Source organism: Streptococcus nasisuis, from assembly GCF_040836615.1.
Lineage (GTDB): Bacteria > Bacillota > Bacilli > Lactobacillales > Streptococcaceae > Streptococcus > Streptococcus suis_V.
On the sequence record NZ_CP162268.1, the window covers coordinates 372,462 to 392,061 of the forward strand.

Below are 19,600 nucleotides of genomic sequence, written 5' to 3' on the forward strand. Positions count from 1 at the left end.
CATGGCGAAGGGTGACAGGTAATTTCGATTAGTTAGAAAGGATTAGGTGCGTGAGATGCGTACAGCCAAAACTATTTTAACGGTCATTCATGAACGTGGAAAACAAGATAAACCACTTGAAAGGGTTTATAAATTACTATTTAATCGTGAACTGTATCTAATAGCCTATGCAAAGTTATACCCGAATAACGGAGCAATGACAAAGGGTGTTACAGAGGAAACGATTGATGGTATGTCTATTCAAAAAATAGATAGGATTATTGAACAATTAAGACGAGAAACCTATTACTGGAGACCAGCTAGGAGAGAGTACATTCCTAAAAAGAATGGAAAACACCGTCCTTTGGGAATACCAGTATGGAGCGATAAACTTCTTCAGGAAGTGATTCGCATGATATTAGAAGCTTATTACGAGCCACAATTTAGTGAACATTCTCATGGTTTTAGACCAAAAAGAGGGTGTCATACAGCTTTACAAGAAATACAGACCTGGAAAGGGACACGTTGGTTCATAGAAGGAGATATCTCTAGTTATTTTGACACGATTGACCACGATGTATTAATCACTATGTTGTCTAGACAAATTCAGGATGGTCGGTTTATTAGGCTTATCAAAAATATGCTTGAGGCAGGATATCTTGATGATTGGAAGTTTCACAAGACTATTAGTGGAACACCGCAAGGTGGAGTTATTAGTCCTTTATTAGCTAATATCTATTTACATCAATTTGATAAGTGGGTCGGTGAAGAACTGATACCTCAATATACAAGAGGTAACAAGCAGAAAGCAAACTCAGCCTATAATCGTTTGAGTAGAAGAATTAAATGCTATCAGGATAAAGGAGATTATAAAAAAGCTCATCAGTTAATTGTTGAGAGAAGAAATCTCCCTTCAGTTGATACTTATGATACTACCTATCGGAGGTTAAGATATGTTCGGTATGCGGATGACTTTATTCTAGGCTTTACAGGTTCAAAAGCTGAGGCAAAAGATATAAAGAAGCAAATTGGAGACTTTTTAAAGATTAAGTTACATTTGGAACTTTCTCAAGAAAAGACTTTGATTACCCATGCGACTAAAGAATCAGCGAAATTTCTAGGATATGAGATAAAAGCACAACGTGTCAATGATTATATTGATAACAAAGGAAGACGAAGTGCCAATGGTGTTATCGCATTATTTGTACCTGCATCAGTTATTGAAAGCAAATGCCGCCAATACATGAAAAATGGTAAATCTATTCATCGTAATAATTTATTGCATGATGATGACTTTAGTATCGTACAAACTTACCAACAAGAATATAGAGGGCTGGTTCAATATTATATATTGGCACAAAATTTGTCATGGTTCTCAAAAGTCTATTGGTATATGGAAACATCACTCCTTAAAACATTAGCATTTAAACATAAGTCATCCATTAATAAAATGTTAGCTAAATATAAGACTACCACAACTAGCACGAATGGCCGAACTGTGCCGTGTTTACAGGTAGTTGTGCCTCGAGAAGATAAACCTCCTCTAGTTGCAACATGGGGTGGTATTTCACTTTCTTATAAAAAGAAAGCTGTAATAGAAGATGCTCCGTATCAAGTTTATGGTGGTCGAACAGAGCTTATCAAGCGATTACTCGCAAATAAGTGTGAGCTATGTGGAAGTGAGGAGAACATAGAGGTACATCATATCAGAAAATTAGCAGACTTGAACAAACACAATGGAAAATTAGTTCCAAAGTGGAAAGAAATTATGTCAGCAAGATGTCGAAAAACGCTAGTGACTTGTCGGGATTGTCACCATGCAATACATAATGGTTCAATAAATACACGTTTATGAAATGAAATTACTGGAGAGCCGGATGATGCGAAAGTATCATGTCCGGTTCGGTGGGGGGATAATGGAAAAGGGGTCGCAATGACTACCTCGCTAGTATCCTACCCTACACTGGAGAAGCCAGAAAACTAGCCATTGACATGCGTCTCATTGATCCTGCTTACACCTTGTCTGACAATCAGAAGATTCTTCAAGTAGTGGACAATGTGGAACGCATTTACCGTGAGGGAGAAAATGAGAAAGCTACCCAGATGATTTTCTCAGATATTGGAACGCCTAAAAGTAAGGAAGAAGGGTTTGATGTTTACAATGAATTGAAAGACCTTTTAGTGGATAGAGGGATTCCCAAAGAAGCAATAGCCTTTGTCCATGACGCTAATACGGATGACAAGAAAAACTCTCTGTCACGCAAGGTCAATAGTGGAGAAGTACGGATTCTCATGGCTTCTACGGAAAAAGGGGGAACAGGATTAAACGTCCAGTCTCGCATGAAAGCTGTCCACCATTTAGACGTTCCCTGGAGGCCCTCAGACATTGTCCGTGCGTCCGTAAAGGCGGTATAGTGAATCTACTTTTTGGCAAAGTAGTAGGCGTGACCTTAATGCCTATCATCACCCAACTGACCTGTGAGGGAAACCAAATATCAGGGAACAAAGCACGTTGGGAAACTCATAAGTTGATGAGTTATCACATCACGACTGAATGAGGAGATGACAATGTAACAGTTGTTACTGAGATAATTATAAGGATAAAATCTAAACTGATTGAAGGATAGTCTAAACGGTCTGTGTCGGGACTGTGAGGTAAGATAACTAAAACCCTCATACTATGGAACTTCATTATCACTGTTCGAGGTAGTGAAGCAAAGGGATTCCATAGCGTATTCATAGTAAATGAAAACAGATGAACGTCCTATCCGATGAAATTATCAAGCTATGTTACTATACCAGCTAAACGGAGATTACCTAAGTCAAAATGCTTGTAAAAGCTATTAAACATCAGGTTTATGAATATTTGATAAGGTAACGGAGTTCCCGTAGTAGTTCGAGCGTGTTAATGGCACGTACATGGCGAAGGGGAACAGTTTATAACATTAACATTATGGAAAGGAAGGTGTGTGAGACACCATGAGAAATCCTCAAAATGTGTTAAACAATCTAACAAAACACAGTAAAGATAAAAACTATCAATTTGAGCGACTTTATCGCTTACTTTACAACAAAGAAATGTACTTAGTTGCCTATCAAACGATTTACGCTAACCCAGGACACATGACACCTGGAGTAGATGAGTTGACGATTGATGGTATGAGTATGGCTAGAATTGACCAATTGATTGATTCCCTGAAAGATGAATCTTATCAGCCACATCCATCAAGACGAACCTATATTCCTAAAAAGAATGGGAAGCCACGTCCACTAGGTATTCCATCATTTGATGATAAGCTCTTACAACAGGTTATCAAAATGATTTTGGAATCCATCTACGAGGGACAATTTGAATCCTCTTCCCATGGTTTTCGTCCGAATAAAAGCTGTCATTCAGCACTTACTCAAATTCAGAAAACCTATACAGGAGTAAAGTGGTTTATTGAAGGAGATATCAAATCGTTTTTTGATAATATCAACCACGATGTGATAATTCAAATTCTACGAGAAAGAATTACGGATGAGCGTTTCTTACGCCTGATTCGTAAATTTCTCAATGCAGGATATGTGGAAGATTGGAAATTCTACAAAACCTACTCAGGAACTCCACAAGGAGGAATAATCAGTCCAATTCTAGCCAATATCTATTTGGATAAGTTTGATAAATATATGACAGATTATGTGAAGAACTTCTGTGAAGGGAAATACCGTAAACGTACCCCAGAATATCGCCAAAATGAGATTGCACTGGGAAAAGCAAGAAGAACACTAGAGTGTACTTCGACGGAAAACCAACGCCAAGAAGCCATTCAACGTATTCGTCAATTAGAAAAAGAAAGAGTATTGATTCCTCATAGCGACCCTATGGATAGTAGTTTTAAGCGTCTAACCTATACCCGATATGCAGATGATTTTATCTGTGGTGTGATTGGAAGTAAAGAGGACGCTCGTCGTATTAAAGCAGACATTAAGGACTATTTGGAAACGGTTCTCAAATTGGAACTCTCTGAAGAGAAAACCCTGATTACCAATGCAAGAGATAAAGCGAGGTTTCTGGGTTATCATCTGTACATTCGCCAATCCAATTTAGCCAAACGTGATTCGTCAGGACGATTGGTCAGAAATTATACAGGTAGATTGGTTTTAGAGGTTTCTATTGAAACGATTCGAGATAGATTGTTGTCCTATGGGGCTATGAAAATGACTTATCATAGAGGTCACGAAGTTTGGAAACCAACAGCTCGTTATTTTATGAAAGACTGTGATGATTTAGAGATTTTAGAACGCTACAATGCAGAAATAAGAGGTTTTTATAACTATTATTGTATCGCTAACAACAGTTCTATCCTCCATCGCTTTAAGTATATTATGGAATATAGCATGTATAAAACCTATGCGACCAAGTATCGTACGACTAAATCTCACATCATCCGTAAATATAAAAAGGATGGTCAATTCAGGATACAGTATATTGGACGTAAAGGAGATACAATGACCCGTTATTTCTATAATGGAGGCTTTAAACGTCAAAAGAAATCTTTCCTAGAAAATGATAATTTACCAAATACGGCAAAATATTTTAGCCGAACCAATTTAATTGATAGATTAAAAGCAAACCGTTGTGAGTACTGTCAAGCTACCAATAGTCTCATTGAAATTCATCATGTGAAAAAACTCAAGGATTTAAAGAAAAAGACTTTTTGGGAACGTTTGATGATTTCTAGACAACGGAAAACAATAGCATTGTGTAAAGATTGCCATAAGAAATTACATTATGGCAAGTTAGATTGAGTTTATAAATGGAGAGCCGTATACATTGAAAGGTGTACGTACGGTTCGGGGGCGAGTATTTGGAAACCTGCCGTAGTAATACGGTAAGGCGCTGGGTACTTAGCCTACAGCGCAATGGTAGGCTAATTCGTCAAGGCAATATGCACCAAGAGGTAGATATTTACCATTACATTACGAAAGGGAGCTTCGACAACTACCTCTGGCAAACTCAGGAGAATAAACTCAAATACATCACGCAAATCATGACCTCTAAAGATCCTGTACGGTCGGCAGAAGACATTGATGAACAAACCATGACCGCTTCAGACTTTAAGGCTTTAGCGACAGGTAATCCTTATCTCAAACTAAAAATGGAACTAGAGAATGAGTTGACGGTATTGGACAATCAAAAGCGTGCCTTTAATCGCTCCAAAGATGAGTATCGCCATACCATTTCTTACTGTGAGCAGAACCTCCCTGTATTAGAGAAACGCCTTACCCAATATGACCGTGATATTGCCCAATCTTTGGCAACTAAGTCACAAGATTTTATCATGCGGTTTGACAATCAAATGATGGATAACCGTGCAGAAGCTGGAGACTATCTACGTAAACTCATTACCTATAACCGTTCTGAAACCAAAGAAGTCAGAACGCTTGCGACCTTTAGAGGGTTTGAGCTTAAAATGGCAACCAGAAGTCCTAGTGAGCCCTTGCCAGATATGGTGTCTTTAACCATTTCAGGCAGCAACCAGTATTCTGTCTCTTTAGATTTGAAATCAGATGTGGGAACCATCCAACGCATTACTAATGCCATAGACCATATCCTAGAGGACCAAGAAAAGACAGAAGAAATGGCTAACAATTTGAAAGATAAGCTAGCAGTCGCAAGGGTTGAAGTAGAGAAGGTCTTTCCAAAAGAAGAAGATTATCAGCTGGTTAAAGCCAAATATGACATCCTTGCCCCTTTGGTTGAACAAGAAGCAGAGGTTGAGGAAATTGATGCAGCCCTAGCTAAGTTCAATGAAACGATCCAACCGCAACAGGACCAACAACTTTCGCTTGATTTTTAAGAAAAAGGCTGACAAAAAATAATGAACGCGGTAAAATGACATTAAGAAATCATCAAAGGAGAATTGATTATGACCCAGACAGTAGAAGAATTAAGATACCAACTAGAAGAATGGCTAGCACAAGGTTTTACAAGCCCTGAAGATAGAGCTAACTATCAAGCCTTAAAGGAACAGTATGAGGATGAAACCCTTGATTACAGTTTTTCAAAGCGAGAAATTATTGGTCAATTAGAAGTTATCATCACGACTCGAGAGAATGACTTTCCAGACTTAGATGAAGTGACTAAAGGAGAGTATCTAGACCTGGTTGAACAACTTGATAATATAGACAAGGGACAGGCAGATTATTATCGTAAGCAATTAGCGTAGAAAGAGGTACAGATATGATTGAACAAATTATTCAAAGTCTTTTCATTATCGCAGCAACAGGGCTGATTTTGCTTGTCCTTTACCAGATTGCGAAGATGCTTGGAAGCTTATTTGTCATTGGTTTAATCGGATTTTTAGCTTTCACAGAAGTCTATGGAATTTACCTCTTTTTTACAGAACGATACCTCTATGTGGAAGATTTAGCCACCAATGGAATTTTCAGCTTTACCACTTTCTATATTATTTTTAATCTGTTACTTGTCTTCGGACTTGTTAGAAAAGTTGTTAGAAGTCGGATGGCATGACGTAATGGGATTACCTAAGTTAGGTAGTCCTTTTCTTTATTGTGATAACTTTTCCAAGTCCATCTTGTTATCATGGTGCTATCTTATGGAAAAAGGAGATAGCAATAGTGATGTTAAATAAATTGAAGGCTCAGCTATTGATTGGTTTAGGAGGTCTAGCTGTGACTAGCTTTATGGTGATGATGGGTTACACCATTGGTTCTCAGTCTGTCACCAATCACACGCAGAAACAAATCCAATCTGAGGCTCAAAAATTACTGACCAAAGAGAAAGAAAAAGAGAAGGCAAGTGTCCTCTCTGATGAGTTAGTCAAGGAATTTCTCACCCAATACTATACTAAGGAAAAGCTGGGCGAGAATAACAACCGTATTAAACCCTATATGACAGATTCTGCCTTTAAGGAAGAAGTAGCTCGTCAAGAAGATTCCATCAACCAAGTCTATAAAGACTATATGTTGGATTATCGCTTTGAGTCTGCCAATATCTATGTCAATGCAGAAGAAAATGAAGCTTTTGCGGAAGTGTCTTATCAGGTTGTTTACGTGTCAGATGTCAGTGATAAGGCTCAGAAAAGCACACAGACAGAAACAAGAACTCTTAAACTCTCTTATGCCAAAATGTCAGATAAACTCTTTGTCAATCAGGTAACCATTTGGAATGGGAAGCTAGAGGACTTAAAAGAGTCTTCTGATGAAGTAAATTCAAGCATTCCAAAGATTCAAGGAACTACTACAAGTGAGACCAACTAGCAGGAGTTACTCTTCTGCTTTTTTTGATAAGGAGATGGCATGACAAGAATTGAAAAAGTGAAACAAAAGGCGATTTTAGAGGTGGCAGAAAGTATAGGTTATTCTTTTAAACGACTATCAGGGCAAGTCTATGAACATCCAGAACACGATTCCTTTAGGATTTTTGCGGACACCAATACCTTTAAATGGTTTTCACGTGACGTACAGGGAGATGTGATTGATTTTGTTCAGTTAATGACAGGAGTGTCTTTTAAAAAAGCCCTGTCTTACCTTGAAACTGGAGACTTTGAACAAGCTAAAATCGTCGAAGAGACTTACCAACCCTTTCGTTATTATCTAAGAGAAGAACCATTTGACCAAGCACGGATATATCTGAATGACATTCGTGGTTTAAGTGATGACACTATCAATGCTTTTGGCAGACAAGGTCTATTAGCACAGGCCCATTACCAGACAAAGACCTTTCAAGAATCAGTCCTTGTCTTTAAGAGTTACAATCATCAGGGCAATTAGAAGGGGCAAGTCTTCAAGGACTTGTCAAAAATGATCAGAGACATGTTCGAGGTTACCTCAAAAAAATCATGAAAGACTCACATGGATATGTGGGAATGAGCTTTGATATTGGAAAACCGAAACGTCTTATCTTTTGTGAATCGGTGATTGATATGATGAGTTATTATCAACTCCATCAGAAGCAGTTATCAGATGTGCGTTTAGTTTCTATGGAAGGTCTAAAACTCTCTGTGATTGCGTATCAGTCCTTACGATTAGCAGCTGAGGAACAAGGCAAACTTGAGTTTTTAGATACTGTCAAACCAAGTCGTTTAACGCATTACCTTCATGCTATACAAGAGACGACTACTTTCTTTCAGACGCACACAGGGTTATTAACCTTAGCTGTTGATAATGATGACGCAGGGCGAGACTTTTGTCAGAAATTATCTGAGAAAGGACTTCCCATTGAAACAGACTTACCACCATTACAGGAACTGGAAACTAAAGCAGATTGGAACGATATTGTGAAAGGTCATTGTAATCATTCTCTAAAGGACATGATACAATCTGCCAAGTTACAAGTTTTAAGAAGTAACCCTCCACCTAGAAAAAATACCGTTTTAGAGTTGTGATAACAAAATCAAGTTTCTTAGCTTAATCTAGAAAGTGATAAGGAGGACACCCTATGAGTGTGATTGAACGCCTAGCTGAAAGAGTGGCTAGGCAAGAGGAAAAGGTTGCGAAAGAGATGGAAAAACTAGAAACTTATCGCAGTCAATTACAAACAGCCATGTATCAAGCCTTTATCAAACGCCAACAAAATAGTCCCTGGACTTTTGATGAGGCATTGACGCAGGCTTTTGGCCAAGAAGAACAAAAACCAATACCATCAGATAATAGAAATGAGGAATAACACATGACAAAAGACTGGACCTTTGACCAACCCTTAGATGATAAAACACCAACGTCTTCATCAGAAGAACGTGCGAAGATTGCGGCACTATTTCATAAGGAAGAGAAAGAGGGTACTGGAGATGTTGACTATGTGGCAGCTTTTGAAATGGAACAACAAAAAGCTAAGGAGAAATCCGTTTCACAACCAAAAACTCAAGAGCAATCCACACCAAAAGTGGTGTCCTCCTCTAACATTACAAACGACTACAAGCAACATCTAGCTGATGTGATGGCTCAGAATAATGAAGACATTCTTCAAAGTCAGAAGAAAATCGAAGAGTTGCACCAGTTGATTGATGACAAAAATAAGCAAAATAAGAAATTACAGGCCATTTCAGCAGCTATTGATGACTTGTAAGTGAGGCAGTCCTTACAAGGGCTGCTTTTTATAAGGAGATAAGATGAAGTTATTCAAAAAGCAAACGCAAAATCAAGATAGTTTTAAACGTCTCATTCATCGCTTATCAGGAATGTCTGAATCGGATTTACATAAGGTCAACCAATTATTGGATGTCGTTTTTGACGCTACAAGTCAAACTAACCGAGATGAAAAAATGTCTCCTGAAATATTGCTAAAGGAGCCTATATTAGATGAGACCATAACTGAAGCTAAGAATAAATTGAAGACTGAGCAACTTGAAAAGCGGATAGAGCAATTTAGGCAGGCAAAGAAACCTAAAAATGAGTAAAAAAGATTAGGCATTGTGATGAAGGCCTAATCTTTTTGTCTGATGCTTGTTGTTCGCTGATACACATATTTTTTTGTCAATTTACTATCATTTAGGTTTTCTATGTCAAAGATGAAATAATGATCACGATTGTCTTTAGCATTTTCTTTATTGAGCTTGAAATAGTTTTTAGCAGATTTCGCCATTGCTAACATGATATCATCTGTTAGAAAAGTCAGTGGTGTAGCAAGTGCTGAGTAGCGATAGAAGTCACTTTCAAATTTACGGTAATTTTCACTGAAGTAGTCCATCTGTAATTCGTTTTTATAAAAGTCAAGCTGATTCATGGTAGACCTCCTCAACTAATGTGATAGCCATAATATCTTCTAAAGCGATAGCGATATGTCCGTCATTGGTTTTTAGAATGACCTCATTTGTTGAAAGTGTCGGAATGGTTCCGATAATAGTTTGATAGTCATTTTTCTGTTTTCTAGTCACCTGTATGGTCAATTGATTAGCGTAACTCTGACTGAGTAACATTAATTTTTGATTCAGCGATAGGTCAGAAAGGTAGCTGACTTGCTTATCATCATCTGATAAGGCAGAGGTATGTTCCGATAAAAAGAACCCCATCCACTTTTGCATGTTAACGTCTTGATAGTCTCTTGCGGATTGAAATGGTAAGTATGATCGGTCAATCATTGTAATCCCTCCAAGCCACCTGCTGAGTGGCCTCCTATTAGTTTACTTCTTGCAATATTCCTGGAACTGTCTAAGAGGGCAGTTCCTTTTTGAACCGCTAAAAAACCGAATTGGTCTCTAATATGGTCAATAGTTTGTTGTAACTTTTCTTCTTTTTCGGTTGCTTCGATATCATCAAATAATGAGATTAAGGCATAGCTTTCATCGACAAATCCTGAGTAATTGACTGCAATACCCCGAACGGCTCCTGACGTGTATTTTTTACGAAAAAGCGTTAATACGGTATCGGTAAGCAGTCGTGTATGATTAGTGGGTTCTATCTTCATTTGAGCGTTGATTGGCTGTTTCATTTCTGTTTTAGAGTAGGTCACAAAGATGGAAACAATAGTAGCTTTCTGATGTTCTCGCCTCATTCGGATGGCAACTTGTTCAGCCATTTCACTAAGAACAATCTCAATATCACGCTGCTTGACATAGTCACGAGGTAGCACCTGAGAGTTGCCAAGTCCGTGTGACTTTGGTTTATAGGGTTGATGAACATTACTCTCGTCAACACCATTAGCATGAAACCACAACTGTACCCCAACCTTTCCAAATTCTTTTTTCAATAGGTCTGGATTACTATTGGCAAGTTCCTTGATAGAGGTAATCCCTAGTTTGTGAAGGCGTTTCTCTGTTCTAGAACCAATACCCCAAAAATCAGTTAGGTTAGGAATTGACCAAACTTTTGTTTCTACATCTTCGTAGGACCAATTGGCACGCATAGTAGGTGTTCGTTTGGCTTCATTGTCTAGTGCAAGTTTGGCCAATAATGGGTTGGCGTTACTCATTCCAATAGTAGAATAGATACCAGTCTTTTGCCAGATGTCATGTTGTAGTTTTGCAGAGACCACATCTAATTTTGCCTTTCTATCCATCTGTTTATCACTTACAAAGTAATTGAGCGAGGAGGTTAAATCAATAAACCCTTCATCGATGGAGTAGGGGAGAATATCTTCAGGGGCAGCATAATCTTGGAAAATGTGCTGAATATCAATATTCTTTTCAATATATCTATCCATTCTAGGAGGGACAATAAGCGTTCGCTTAGCCCAATGTTCAATATAGGAAATATAGCGCGGTGATATGTCTAAGCCTTGACGTTTGGCATTATAGTGGTCAAATTTTCTTGTGCTGATGTCAAACGGTAAATCGTAGGCACGTCCAACATTATTTTTTCCAAAGACCTTTTTGAACATAGGAGAAGAGGCTAAAATTAAGCCTCCAGCGTTATCTGCTCGACTCATGACACAGAGAGAGGTATGAAGGGGATTCAATCCTCTATCCACACATTCAACCGAAGCATAGAATGATTTCATATCAACGAAAGCTATATCAGACTGAGGTTCTTTTGAATAATCGATATAGCCCATCATCTTATCCTTTTTTAAGCATTTCTAATTCTTCCATCAGTTCTTGAATATGATCAGTAATATCATACTCTTTGAGATAGGGTGTAAAATAGATACGGTTGTCTCTGAGATAAATCATTTCTTTAATATTTACTGACATATTTAAGCTCCTATAACAGGCATAAAGTGACTCACAACAAGCCCTACGATACGAGGATTGTCTTCATAAGGAATCCATTTATCAGGGTAATTATCGTTGAGTGACACCATTCTAAAGCCATGTTCTTCTCGATAAAGTTTTTTAATATAGACAGAATCATTCCAAGATAGGGCGTAGACTGCACCATCGTAATCAAAACCGCTAGCACGGATAAGAGCTACTTCGCCATCAAGATAGATGGGTTCCATAGAATCTCCTTTAATCCAAGCAGCAATATCATAACCATATTGTTCTTCCTCAGCATAGACGGTTTCAGTCTCGTATTCATCAAAGAGTGCTTCTCCAAGACCAGCAGAAAGTGAAACATCAGATAAGACCTCAACTGCAAAAAGAGGAATTACTTTCTCTTGTGATTGTTGTTTTTGAAGTAACTCATCAGCATAGTCATCAACCTTTCCTTGATTTTCTATTGAGAGTTGGAGATAGGTATTCACAATCTTGTATTCCGATTCAAAATAGGTTGTTGGAACATCAAGTATTGTTGCGAGAGCAGAAAGATTCTTTTGATTAGGAACGGATTTACCAGATTCCCATTTGTTGTATGACGCTCTATTGATTTTTAATAGATTAGCTAACTCTGATTGAGAATACTGCTTTTCCATTCTACGTACTTTAAGACGGCTACCAGAAAACATAAGCTAAAACCCCTGTTGCTTTATTATGCAACAATTATATCAAAAAATTTTTAAGATGCAAGAAAGAACTATATTTACGTGATTATTGGTTATTAAATAGTGGTGATTAAGTACCATTTATCATTAGTATGATATAATTTTGTTGAGTAGTTTATACTAATTGATGTTAGGGGACATATATGATTTCTAGGATAATTTTACAAAATTTTAAACGTTATAAAAGAGTTGATTTTATTTGTAATTCAGATATAAATATTTTTGTTGGGGAGAATGGTGCGGGCAAGTCGACATTGTTATACGCAATAGGATTGGTTCTGAGTGGTAGCCACAGTCTGATTGAAAGAAGCAGTTTGGCTAATATCTTTAATCAAGAAGCAATTTTAGAATTTATGAGTACAAAGGATATCAAGCAGCTCCCTGAGGTTATCATAGAAATTTTTTTTGATGAGATAAATGCTGAAATTTCATCTAATTTTAATCTTGAAGGGAAACATAATTCTCAAAATATCAAAGCTTTTGGACTTTCATTAAAAATAACTCCCAATCAAGATTATATTACTGAAATGAACTCCGTCTTAAATGATAGTAATTGGACAGTTTTTCCATTTGAATTCTATAGAGTTGAATTTTTGAGATTTTCAGGAAAATCTTACTCTTCATATAATAAACCGTATAAGTTTATACATTTAATAGTAAATACCAGTCTAATTGATACACAACAAGAAATTCAAAAACGGATCCATGAGGTGTACTTAGGTAATATATCAGCAGAAAATAGGGCAAAAGTTAATCATCAGTACAGGATAAATTCACTTAATTTTTTACATACTTTAAGGAAGGACGAATTATTGAAGGAGAATGGTTCAGAATTCCAACTTCATTTTGATGAATCAGAAAATTCATTTAGAGATTCAATATCAGCCGTAAAAAATGGTGTAGATATAAAAAATTTAGGTCAGGGTGAAAAGGTATTATTAGGGGTAGAGAATGCATATAGTCACCTCAAGGAAACAGTTAAAACACTACTTATTGAAGAGCCTGAAAATCATTTGAGTTTCCAAAATCTCCAGAAATTAGTCAATATGTTGAGTTCAAATACTGGAGTTCAAGTTTTTATTGGAACACATTCAAATATGATTGCTTCAAGATTAGGAGTAGATAATCTGCATTTCTTAGACAATGGTCAGATATCTAAACTTGAAGGACTGAATAGAGATACGATACGATTTTTCCAAAAATCTACGAATCAGAATTTATTAAATTTTTCTCTTGGTAAGAAGATTATGCTTGTTGAAGGGAATGCAGAGTATATTTTAATGGAAAAATTTTTTGAAATGATTCATTCAAAAAAGCCTGAGGATTTTAACGTATCAATTATCTCTGTAGATGGATTAAGTTTTGAAAGGTATTTAGAAATTGCCGCTTGTTTTGGAGATAAGAAGGTGGTAGTAATTACGGATAACGATAGTGATTATGCAGGAAATGTACAGTTAAAATATAGTTCCTATCAGCAATTCCAGAATATAAAAGTTTCTTCTGATTTAGATAATGATAATCAAACATTTGAAATATGTATTTATAAAAATAACAAAGCTTTGTTAGATTCTTCAGGTTTAACTAAATCCAAAGATTTACAAGGATACATGCTCAGAGAAAAGGCTGAATTTGCATTGCGATTATTAGAACACTTGGAAACTGATATTATAAGTGACAAATTTATTATACCTGATTATATTAGAGAGGCGATTGAATGGATAATAAAAGATTGATTCATGCGGTTGCTGGAAGTGGCAAAACAACTAAAATAATTGAAAGTATTGACCCTCAAAAAAGAAATCTTATCCTTACGTACACAGAGACGAACCAGAATACAATCAGAGCAAAACTGATTGACAAATTTGGCTACATTCCTGAGTCTACTTTTATTTTTGGTGTTTTTGAGTTTCTATATAGTTTTTGCTTAGTGCCCTATTTAGGGAAACGACCAAAAGGAATAAATTTTGATTATAAAACTCAAGGAAAGATTGACAATAATTCTATAGATACTACTGGTAGAATTATTCAGAATCAACTTTCTAAGTCTTTAATGAGGGGGGAGTTAATTTATAAAAAGAACAATATCCCATTTGAGAATTCATATTTGGAGAGAATTGATAAATTTTTTGATTGTATTTATGTAGATGAGTGTCAGGATTTTGCATCAGATGATTTTGATTGGCTCCTAAGTTTAAGTAATCTTAATGCAGAAGTGTCTTTACTTGGAGATTTTTATCAAAAAACCTTTAGTACTTCAAGGCGAGGAAATAAGGGGAAAGGTGTTCATTCTAATTTTGATAATTGGATAAAAGTTATTTCTGATTCAGGGTTTGAAATTGATTTATCAAGTTTGTCAAAAAGTTATCGTTGCCCAAAAATAGTTTGTGACTTTATTGTTGAAAAATTATCTATTGAAATTTCATCGCAGCTAGAAGAGAAGTATTCTGCCCAAATTACTCTCATAGATTCACAGGATAAAATAGAATCAATAATGACAGATGACAATGTTATGAAACTTTTTTATCAAAAATCTTATGATTATGATTGCAAAAGTCAGAATTGGGGGGATAGTAAAGGTTCTGAATATGACAATGTTTGTGTAGTATTAAATCCAACAACATATAAATTATTCGCAGCTGATCGCTTAAATGAACTTTCTTCACAAACTAAAAGTAAATTTTATGTTGCATGTACACGTACGAGAGGGAATCTATATTTTGTAAATCAATCCGATTTAGAAAAATATAAGAGGATACAATAAAGGAGTAAAATTTTTTATATACCATTTGTAAGTTATTTTGGCTCTATAATTTCTGTAGTGGGTAAAACCACCATGGAAATTATGGAGCCTTTTTGAGTATATACAAAAAGTCCCATATGACCTATAATGAAAAGTGCTCAAACTATCATTTTAGAAAGACTCATATGGAACAACTAAATCTTATCACTAATTTTCTCAGAATTAAAGACAAAAATATTACTATCACTGATGAATATGATATGGGAACTCACTTAGAACTCCACGGTTACTTGGATTACATGGCTCCTAAATGTCCAGAATGCAAGGGACAAATGGCTAAGTACGACTACCAGAAAGCATCAAAAATCCCTTACCTAGAAACTGCTGGTTACCCACTCCTTATCCGCCTTAAAAAGCGTCGTTTCAAGTGTAAAGAATGTGGGAAAATGGCTGTCGCTGAAACTCCTCTTGTTAAGAAAAACCATCAAATATCTGTCGCTGTTAGTCAGAAGATCGCCCAGTTACTCATCGAAAATCAAGCAATGACACATATTGCACACAGGCTAGCTATCTCAACATCATCAGTTATGAGAAAGCTCAATGAGTTCAAGTTTGAAACGGATTGGAATACCCTACCTGAGGTGATGAGTTGGGACGAGTATGCCTTCAAGAAGGGGAAAATGAGCTTCATCGCTCAAGATTTCGACTCCCTAAATGTCATCACCATTCTCGACGGAAGAACTCAAGCAACCATCCGAAACCACTTTCTACGCTATCCTAGAAAGGTTAGAAATCGAGTCAAAGTGATTACCATGGATATGTTTAGTCCCTATTATCAACTTGCTAAACAGCTTTTTCCGAATGCAAAAATTGTACTCGACCGCTTTCATATTGTTCAACACCTTAGCCGTGCTATGAACCGTGTCCGTATTCAAATCATGAATCAATTCGACAGAAAATCGCAGGAATACCGTGCTTTGAAACGCTACTGGAAATTGATACAACAAGATAGCCGTAAAATCAATGATAAACGATTTTATCGCCCTATGTTTCGAATGCATTTGACTAACAAGGAAATCCTGGAAAAACTCTTGTCTTTCTCTGAGGAACTACGACAGCACTATGAACTCTATCAGCTTCTCTTATTCCATTTCCAAGAGAAGAACTCAGACCATTTCTTTGACCTAATTGAACAAGAAATAACCACTGTTAATCCTATTTTCCAGACGGTATTTAAGACATTTCTAAAGGATAAAGACAAGGTTTTGAATGCCCTAGAATTGCCTTATTCCAACGCCAAACTGGAAGCTACCAATAATCTCATCAAAGTCATTAAAAGAAATGCCTTTGGTTTCAGGAACTTTGAGAACTTTAAAAAACGCATTTTGATTGCTTTGAACATAAAGAAAGAGAGAACGAAGTTCGTCCTCTCTAGGTGTTAGCTTTTCATCTACCCACTACAGTTGACAAAGAGCCGTTATTTTATAACTACAAATGTCTCTCCAGAGAAAATCAAAATTATATAGGTTTTTTGAGAGCATCTAGCTCTCTTTTTTCTTACCTTCTTCTGTAATGTGATAACTTTTACAAATCATCCTTGTTATCCTTATATCATTCATATGAAAATCAAGTGTTGATTTTCTACTGGGGGTTTGGGGGCGAAGCCACCAAGTTATCTTATCGTTGGCTGTCAAAACTGAAAGGTTTTGGTCGGCTGGCGATATGATTTTTTTGGGTATTGTGACCACAATGCCTGAGCTCGCAAAGACCGAACAAGGAACGAGTGAGGTCTTTCGAGGGGCGCCTCACAATGTCAGGCCGCCTCACAATGTCAGGCCGCCTCACAATGTCAGGCAATGACAAATTTGAAAGGATGAATAGAATGAAACAAGATATCAGACTGGTTCGAAAGCAGTTTAGAATGACGAGACATGAAGAAAGTATGATAAAGGAGATGATGAAAGACCAGCAGATAGAGAGTTTTTCAGAATTTCTTCGCTATAAACTTTTTAAAACCGATGACGATGATAAAAACATTGAGCTATGGTTTTCCCTATGGCAATCACAAAAGTTAGAACAGGTTAGCCGTGATTTACATGAGATATTAGTCGTTGCGAAACTGAATCATCAAGTGACTCAAGAGCATGTTTCAATCTTATTGACCTGTGTTCAAGAGTTGATCGCAGAAGTGAGTCAATCTCATTCTTTAAGTCAACCATTTCGTGATAAGTATATGAGGTAGGATAATATGGAATATCGTTACAGAACTAACTTGAAAAAAGTCTTTTTAACAGATGGCGAATTAAACCAACTTAATGATCGTATAGCAGAAAGTAGAAGTAAAAATTTTTCCGACTATGCTAGAAAAGTATTGCTTAATCCAAGCATGACATTTTTAACGATTGACACTTCAAATTACCAGGAACTCGTTTTTGAATTGAGACGAATTGGAAATAACATCAATCAGATTGCACGTGCCATTAACCAAAGTCATCTCATTTCTCAGGAACAACTAAAAAGCTTGAATCAAGGGATTGACGAACTGATTTCTGAAGTCGATAAACAGTTTTATGTGAACCTCAAAACATTAAAGGAGTTTTATGGTAGTCACTAAGCATTTTGCGACGCATGGAAAAAAATATCGTAGACGCTTAATCAAGTACATTCTCAATCCTGAGAAGACCAATAATCTTGAACTCATTTCTGATTTTGGAATGAGTAATTACTTGGACTTTCCAACTTACGAAGAAATGGTCAAGATGTACAACATCAATTTCATCAATAATGATGAATTGTATGATTCAAGAAATGACCGATTGGAAAGAAAACAACAAAAAATTCATGCTCATCATGTGATACAATCTTTTTCGCCAGAGGATAACTTAACACCAGAAGAAATCAACCGTATTGGTTATGAGACTATGATGGAATTAACTGGTGGCCGTTTTCGTTTTATTGTAGCAACTCACGTTGATCAGTCGCATACCCACAATCATATCATTATCAATTCTGTCGATAGGAGTTCTGAAAAGAAATTGATTTGGGATTATCATTTGGAACGCAATCTTCGGATGATTTCTGACCGTATTTCAAAAATAGCTGGTGCAAAAATTATTGAGAAGCGTTATTCCTATCGTGATTATAAAAAATATAGGGAATCTAGTCATAAGTATGAATTGAAACAACGTCTCTATTTTTTGATACAGCAATCTAAATCGTTTGATGATTTTTTAGAGAAAGCAAATCAGTTACATGTTCATATTGATTTTAGTCGGAAACATAGTCGTTTTATGATGACAGATAGAGCAATGACAAAACCTATTCGCGGTCGCCAACTTAGTAAGCGAGACTTATATGATGAAGACTTTTTTCGAACACATTTTGCCAAACAAGAGATTGAAAATCGTTTAGTATTTTTATTAAAGCATGTTCATTCACTAGAAGAATTGCATGTAAAAGCTAAAGAGTTGAATCTAACCATCGAGTTAAAACAGAAAAATGTGATGTTTACCCTAGAAGAAGATGGCAAAAAGATAAGTCTAAGTCATAAAAAAATTAGCGATAAAAAATTGTACGATGTTCAATTTTTTAATCGTTATTTTGAAGATAGAGAAGTTAGAGATATTCAGGCATTAGAAAATCTTCAGAAAGATTATCAGACTTTTCGAGAGGAGCAGCATAAGGAAAAAGTCTCCGCAGAAGAAATCGAGGAAGCCTTCAAGAAATACAAGGAAAAACGAGATGCTATCCATGAGTTTGAAGTTGAACTTTCGGATAATCAGATTGAAAAATTAGTTGATGATGGTATCTATATCAAGGTTTCATTTGGTATCAACCAAAGTGGCCTCATCTTTATTCCCAACTATCAGTTGGATATCCAAGAAGAAAACCAAAAAAAATATAAAGTTTACATTCGAGAGACATCCACTTATTTTGTCTATAACCAAGAAAACTCGGATAAAAATTGTTATATCAAGGGGAGAACGTTAATCAGACAATTGACCAACGATAGCCAAAATTTCCCATACAGACGGTCAACACTAAAAAATCTGCAAGAGAAGATTTCTGAGATTAACCTTTTGATTGAGTTGTCCAAGATGGACAAACAATACCAAGAAATCAAAGATGAGTTTGTATTAGAAATTGCAGAGCTTGATATGAAACTGGAAGAAACACAAGAAAAAATCGCTACCTTAAACAAGATGGCGGAAGTTCTCATCAATCTAAAGAGTGATGATTATGAGAGTAGGGCTTTAGCTAAGTACGACTTTTCTAAATTGAACATGACAGAGTCAATAACTTTAGATCAACTTAATAAGGGCGTGCTAATATTACAACAGGAACTTGATAACGATATTGTTAAATATGAGGAACAAGTAGGAAGATTAGAAGTGTTTACAAAACTGCTGAACAATAAGTATATTTCCAAACTACAAAAAGATGTTAATCTAGAATAAATGGCTCTTTGTCAACCCACTACAAAGAGCCTTATAACTCTTATAGGATTTTTGTGT

20 protein-coding genes and 2 pseudogenes are annotated in these 19,600 nt (G+C 36.3%); 17 read left to right on the top strand and 5 right to left on the bottom strand.

The genetic code is table 11. The features are described from left to right. Positions 1 to 55: 55 nt before the first annotated feature. The 11 genes and pseudogenes from AB1F57_RS01975 (at position 56) to AB1F57_RS02025 (ending at position 9,383) form a co-directional block, all read left to right on the top strand. A complete protein-coding gene (locus AB1F57_RS01975; protein WP_367986006.1) occupies positions 56 to 1,834 on the top strand; it encodes a reverse transcriptase domain-containing protein in 1,779 nt (592 codons plus the stop codon). A 137-nt stretch (positions 1,835 to 1,971) separates the two neighbouring features. Then, positions 1,972 to 2,394: a hypothetical protein gene (locus AB1F57_RS01980; protein WP_367986007.1), complete on the top strand. Its 423-nt coding sequence runs from the start codon at positions 1,972 to 1,974 to the stop codon at positions 2,392 to 2,394. A 564-nt stretch (positions 2,395 to 2,958) separates the two neighbouring features. Further along, positions 2,959 to 4,770, top strand: a complete 1,812-nt coding sequence (gene ltrA / locus AB1F57_RS01985) for a group II intron reverse transcriptase/maturase (RefSeq protein WP_367986008.1) — start codon at positions 2,959 to 2,961, stop codon at positions 4,768 to 4,770. Positions 4,771 to 4,874: 104 nt separating this feature from the next. Continuing rightward, positions 4,875 to 5,822 (top strand): annotated as a pseudogene (locus AB1F57_RS01990) (hypothetical protein); the annotation flags it as partial. Between the two features lie 69 nt (positions 5,823 to 5,891). Beyond that, positions 5,892 to 6,191, top strand: a complete 300-nt coding sequence (locus tag AB1F57_RS01995; protein WP_170242970.1) for a DUF5962 family protein — start codon at positions 5,892 to 5,894, stop codon at positions 6,189 to 6,191. A 14-nt stretch (positions 6,192 to 6,205) separates the two neighbouring features. Then, complete coding sequence (locus tag AB1F57_RS02000) at positions 6,206 to 6,496, top strand: DUF5966 family protein (RefSeq protein WP_024382152.1); 291 nt, start codon at positions 6,206 to 6,208, stop codon at positions 6,494 to 6,496. A gap of 110 nt (positions 6,497 to 6,606) precedes the next feature. Beyond that, on the top strand, positions 6,607 to 7,245 hold the full coding sequence (locus AB1F57_RS02005; RefSeq protein WP_170242971.1) for a peptidylprolyl isomerase: 639 nt from the start codon (positions 6,607 to 6,609) through the stop codon (positions 7,243 to 7,245). A 39-nt stretch (positions 7,246 to 7,284) separates the two neighbouring features. Next, positions 7,285 to 8,372: pseudogene (locus AB1F57_RS02010) on the top strand (DNA primase). Positions 8,373 to 8,425: 53 nt separating this feature from the next. Next, positions 8,426 to 8,653, top strand: a complete 228-nt coding sequence (locus AB1F57_RS02015; RefSeq protein WP_318831087.1) for a DUF5965 family protein — start codon at positions 8,426 to 8,428, stop codon at positions 8,651 to 8,653. A gap of 3 nt (positions 8,654 to 8,656) precedes the next feature. After that, on the top strand, positions 8,657 to 9,052 hold the full coding sequence (locus tag AB1F57_RS02020) for a DUF5945 family protein (protein WP_318831086.1): 396 nt from the start codon (positions 8,657 to 8,659) through the stop codon (positions 9,050 to 9,052). Between the two features lie 43 nt (positions 9,053 to 9,095). Beyond that, positions 9,096 to 9,383, top strand: coding sequence for a hypothetical protein (locus AB1F57_RS02025; protein ID WP_318831085.1), 288 nt, complete (start codon positions 9,096 to 9,098; stop codon positions 9,381 to 9,383). A 26-nt stretch (positions 9,384 to 9,409) separates the two neighbouring features. Here AB1F57_RS02025 and AB1F57_RS02030 read toward each other — a convergent pair whose 3' ends face one another. The 5 genes from AB1F57_RS02030 to AB1F57_RS02050 are packed head-to-tail and all read right to left on the bottom strand — an operon-like array spanning position 9,410 to position 12,310. Next, entirely contained in the window at positions 9,410 to 9,709 is a 300-nt protein-coding gene (locus tag AB1F57_RS02030) for a DUF5960 family protein (protein WP_367986010.1), read from the bottom strand. Continuing rightward, entirely contained in the window at positions 9,696 to 10,064 is a 369-nt protein-coding gene (locus AB1F57_RS02035) for a hypothetical protein (RefSeq protein ID WP_017285406.1), read from the bottom strand. Before AB1F57_RS02035 ends, AB1F57_RS02030 begins: the two co-directional genes overlap by 14 nt. Continuing rightward, a complete protein-coding gene (locus AB1F57_RS02040; RefSeq protein ID WP_367986325.1) occupies positions 10,061 to 11,476 on the bottom strand; it encodes a Y-family DNA polymerase in 1,416 nt (471 codons plus the stop codon). Before AB1F57_RS02040 ends, AB1F57_RS02035 begins: the two co-directional genes overlap by 4 nt. A gap of 4 nt (positions 11,477 to 11,480) precedes the next feature. Further along, positions 11,481 to 11,615, bottom strand: a complete 135-nt coding sequence (locus tag AB1F57_RS02045; RefSeq protein ID WP_367986012.1) for a hypothetical protein — start codon at positions 11,613 to 11,615, stop codon at positions 11,481 to 11,483. A gap of 2 nt (positions 11,616 to 11,617) precedes the next feature. Then, positions 11,618 to 12,310 carry a helix-turn-helix domain-containing protein gene (locus AB1F57_RS02050; protein ID WP_367986013.1) on the bottom strand — a complete coding sequence of 231 codons (693 nt, stop codon included), beginning with the start codon at positions 12,308 to 12,310 and terminating at the stop codon, positions 11,618 to 11,620. A 179-nt stretch (positions 12,311 to 12,489) separates the two neighbouring features. Between AB1F57_RS02050 and AB1F57_RS02055 the strand changes: the two genes are divergently transcribed. The 6 genes from AB1F57_RS02055 (at position 12,490) to AB1F57_RS02080 (ending at position 19,543) form a co-directional block, all read left to right on the top strand. After that, positions 12,490 to 14,079, top strand: coding sequence for an ATP-dependent endonuclease (locus tag AB1F57_RS02055; RefSeq protein WP_367986014.1), 1,590 nt, complete (start codon positions 12,490 to 12,492; stop codon positions 14,077 to 14,079). Then, entirely contained in the window at positions 14,061 to 15,107 is a 1,047-nt protein-coding gene (locus tag AB1F57_RS02060; RefSeq protein ID WP_367986015.1) for an RNA helicase, read from the top strand. Before AB1F57_RS02055 ends, AB1F57_RS02060 begins: the two co-directional genes overlap by 19 nt. Before the next feature lie 164 nt (positions 15,108 to 15,271). Further along, positions 15,272 to 16,528 (top strand): ISL3 family transposase, encoded by a 1,257-nt coding sequence (locus AB1F57_RS02065; RefSeq protein WP_174853283.1) that lies wholly within the window; start codon positions 15,272 to 15,274, stop codon positions 16,526 to 16,528. A gap of 440 nt (positions 16,529 to 16,968) precedes the next feature. After that, positions 16,969 to 17,328: an SAG1252 family conjugative relaxosome accessory protein gene (locus AB1F57_RS02070; protein ID WP_318829820.1), complete on the top strand. Its 360-nt coding sequence runs from the start codon at positions 16,969 to 16,971 to the stop codon at positions 17,326 to 17,328. Between the two features lie 6 nt (positions 17,329 to 17,334). Continuing rightward, the gene (gene mobC, locus AB1F57_RS02075; protein WP_318829819.1) at positions 17,335 to 17,700 is read left to right on the top strand and encodes a plasmid mobilization relaxosome protein MobC; all 366 of its coding nucleotides are present in this window, start codon (positions 17,335 to 17,337) and stop codon (positions 17,698 to 17,700) included. Next, entirely contained in the window at positions 17,687 to 19,543 is a 1,857-nt protein-coding gene (locus AB1F57_RS02080) for an SAG1250 family conjugative relaxase (RefSeq protein WP_367986016.1), read from the top strand. Before mobC ends, AB1F57_RS02080 begins: the two co-directional genes overlap by 14 nt. The last annotated feature ends 57 nt before the right edge of the window (positions 19,544 to 19,600 follow it).

Excerpts from the sequence above, each read along its gene's own strand:
- AB1F57_RS01975 (WP_367986006.1), top strand. The coding sequence starts at position 56 with ATGCGTACAGCCAAAACTATTTTAACGGTCATTCATGAACGTGGAAAA.
- AB1F57_RS01980 (WP_367986007.1), top strand. The coding sequence starts at position 1,972 with ATGCGTCTCATTGATCCTGCTTACACCTTGTCTGACAATCAGAAGATT.
- ltrA (WP_367986008.1), top strand. The coding sequence starts at position 2,959 with ATGAGAAATCCTCAAAATGTGTTAAACAATCTAACAAAACACAGTAAA.
- AB1F57_RS01995 (WP_170242970.1), top strand. The coding sequence starts at position 5,892 with ATGACCCAGACAGTAGAAGAATTAAGATACCAACTAGAAGAATGGCTA.
- AB1F57_RS02000 (WP_024382152.1), top strand. The coding sequence starts at position 6,206 with ATGATTGAACAAATTATTCAAAGTCTTTTCATTATCGCAGCAACAGGG.
- AB1F57_RS02005 (WP_170242971.1), top strand. The coding sequence starts at position 6,607 with ATGTTAAATAAATTGAAGGCTCAGCTATTGATTGGTTTAGGAGGTCTA.
- AB1F57_RS02015 (WP_318831087.1), top strand. The coding sequence starts at position 8,426 with ATGAGTGTGATTGAACGCCTAGCTGAAAGAGTGGCTAGGCAAGAGGAA.
- AB1F57_RS02020 (WP_318831086.1), top strand. The coding sequence starts at position 8,657 with ATGACAAAAGACTGGACCTTTGACCAACCCTTAGATGATAAAACACCA.
- AB1F57_RS02025 (WP_318831085.1), top strand. The coding sequence starts at position 9,096 with ATGAAGTTATTCAAAAAGCAAACGCAAAATCAAGATAGTTTTAAACGT.
- AB1F57_RS02030 (WP_367986010.1), bottom strand. The coding sequence starts at position 9,709 with ATGAATCAGCTTGACTTTTATAAAAACGAATTACAGATGGACTACTTC.
- AB1F57_RS02035 (WP_017285406.1), bottom strand. The coding sequence starts at position 10,064 with ATGATTGACCGATCATACTTACCATTTCAATCCGCAAGAGACTATCAA.
- AB1F57_RS02040 (WP_367986325.1), bottom strand. The coding sequence starts at position 11,476 with ATGGGCTATATCGATTATTCAAAAGAACCTCAGTCTGATATAGCTTTC.
- AB1F57_RS02045 (WP_367986012.1), bottom strand. The coding sequence starts at position 11,615 with ATGTCAGTAAATATTAAAGAAATGATTTATCTCAGAGACAACCGTATC.
- AB1F57_RS02050 (WP_367986013.1), bottom strand. The coding sequence starts at position 12,310 with ATGTTTTCTGGTAGCCGTCTTAAAGTACGTAGAATGGAAAAGCAGTAT.
- AB1F57_RS02055 (WP_367986014.1), top strand. The coding sequence starts at position 12,490 with ATGATTTCTAGGATAATTTTACAAAATTTTAAACGTTATAAAAGAGTT.
- AB1F57_RS02060 (WP_367986015.1), top strand. The coding sequence starts at position 14,061 with ATGGATAATAAAAGATTGATTCATGCGGTTGCTGGAAGTGGCAAAACA.
- AB1F57_RS02065 (WP_174853283.1), top strand. The coding sequence starts at position 15,272 with ATGGAACAACTAAATCTTATCACTAATTTTCTCAGAATTAAAGACAAA.
- AB1F57_RS02070 (WP_318829820.1), top strand. The coding sequence starts at position 16,969 with ATGAAACAAGATATCAGACTGGTTCGAAAGCAGTTTAGAATGACGAGA.
- mobC (WP_318829819.1), top strand. The coding sequence starts at position 17,335 with ATGGAATATCGTTACAGAACTAACTTGAAAAAAGTCTTTTTAACAGAT.
- AB1F57_RS02080 (WP_367986016.1), top strand. The coding sequence starts at position 17,687 with ATGGTAGTCACTAAGCATTTTGCGACGCATGGAAAAAAATATCGTAGA.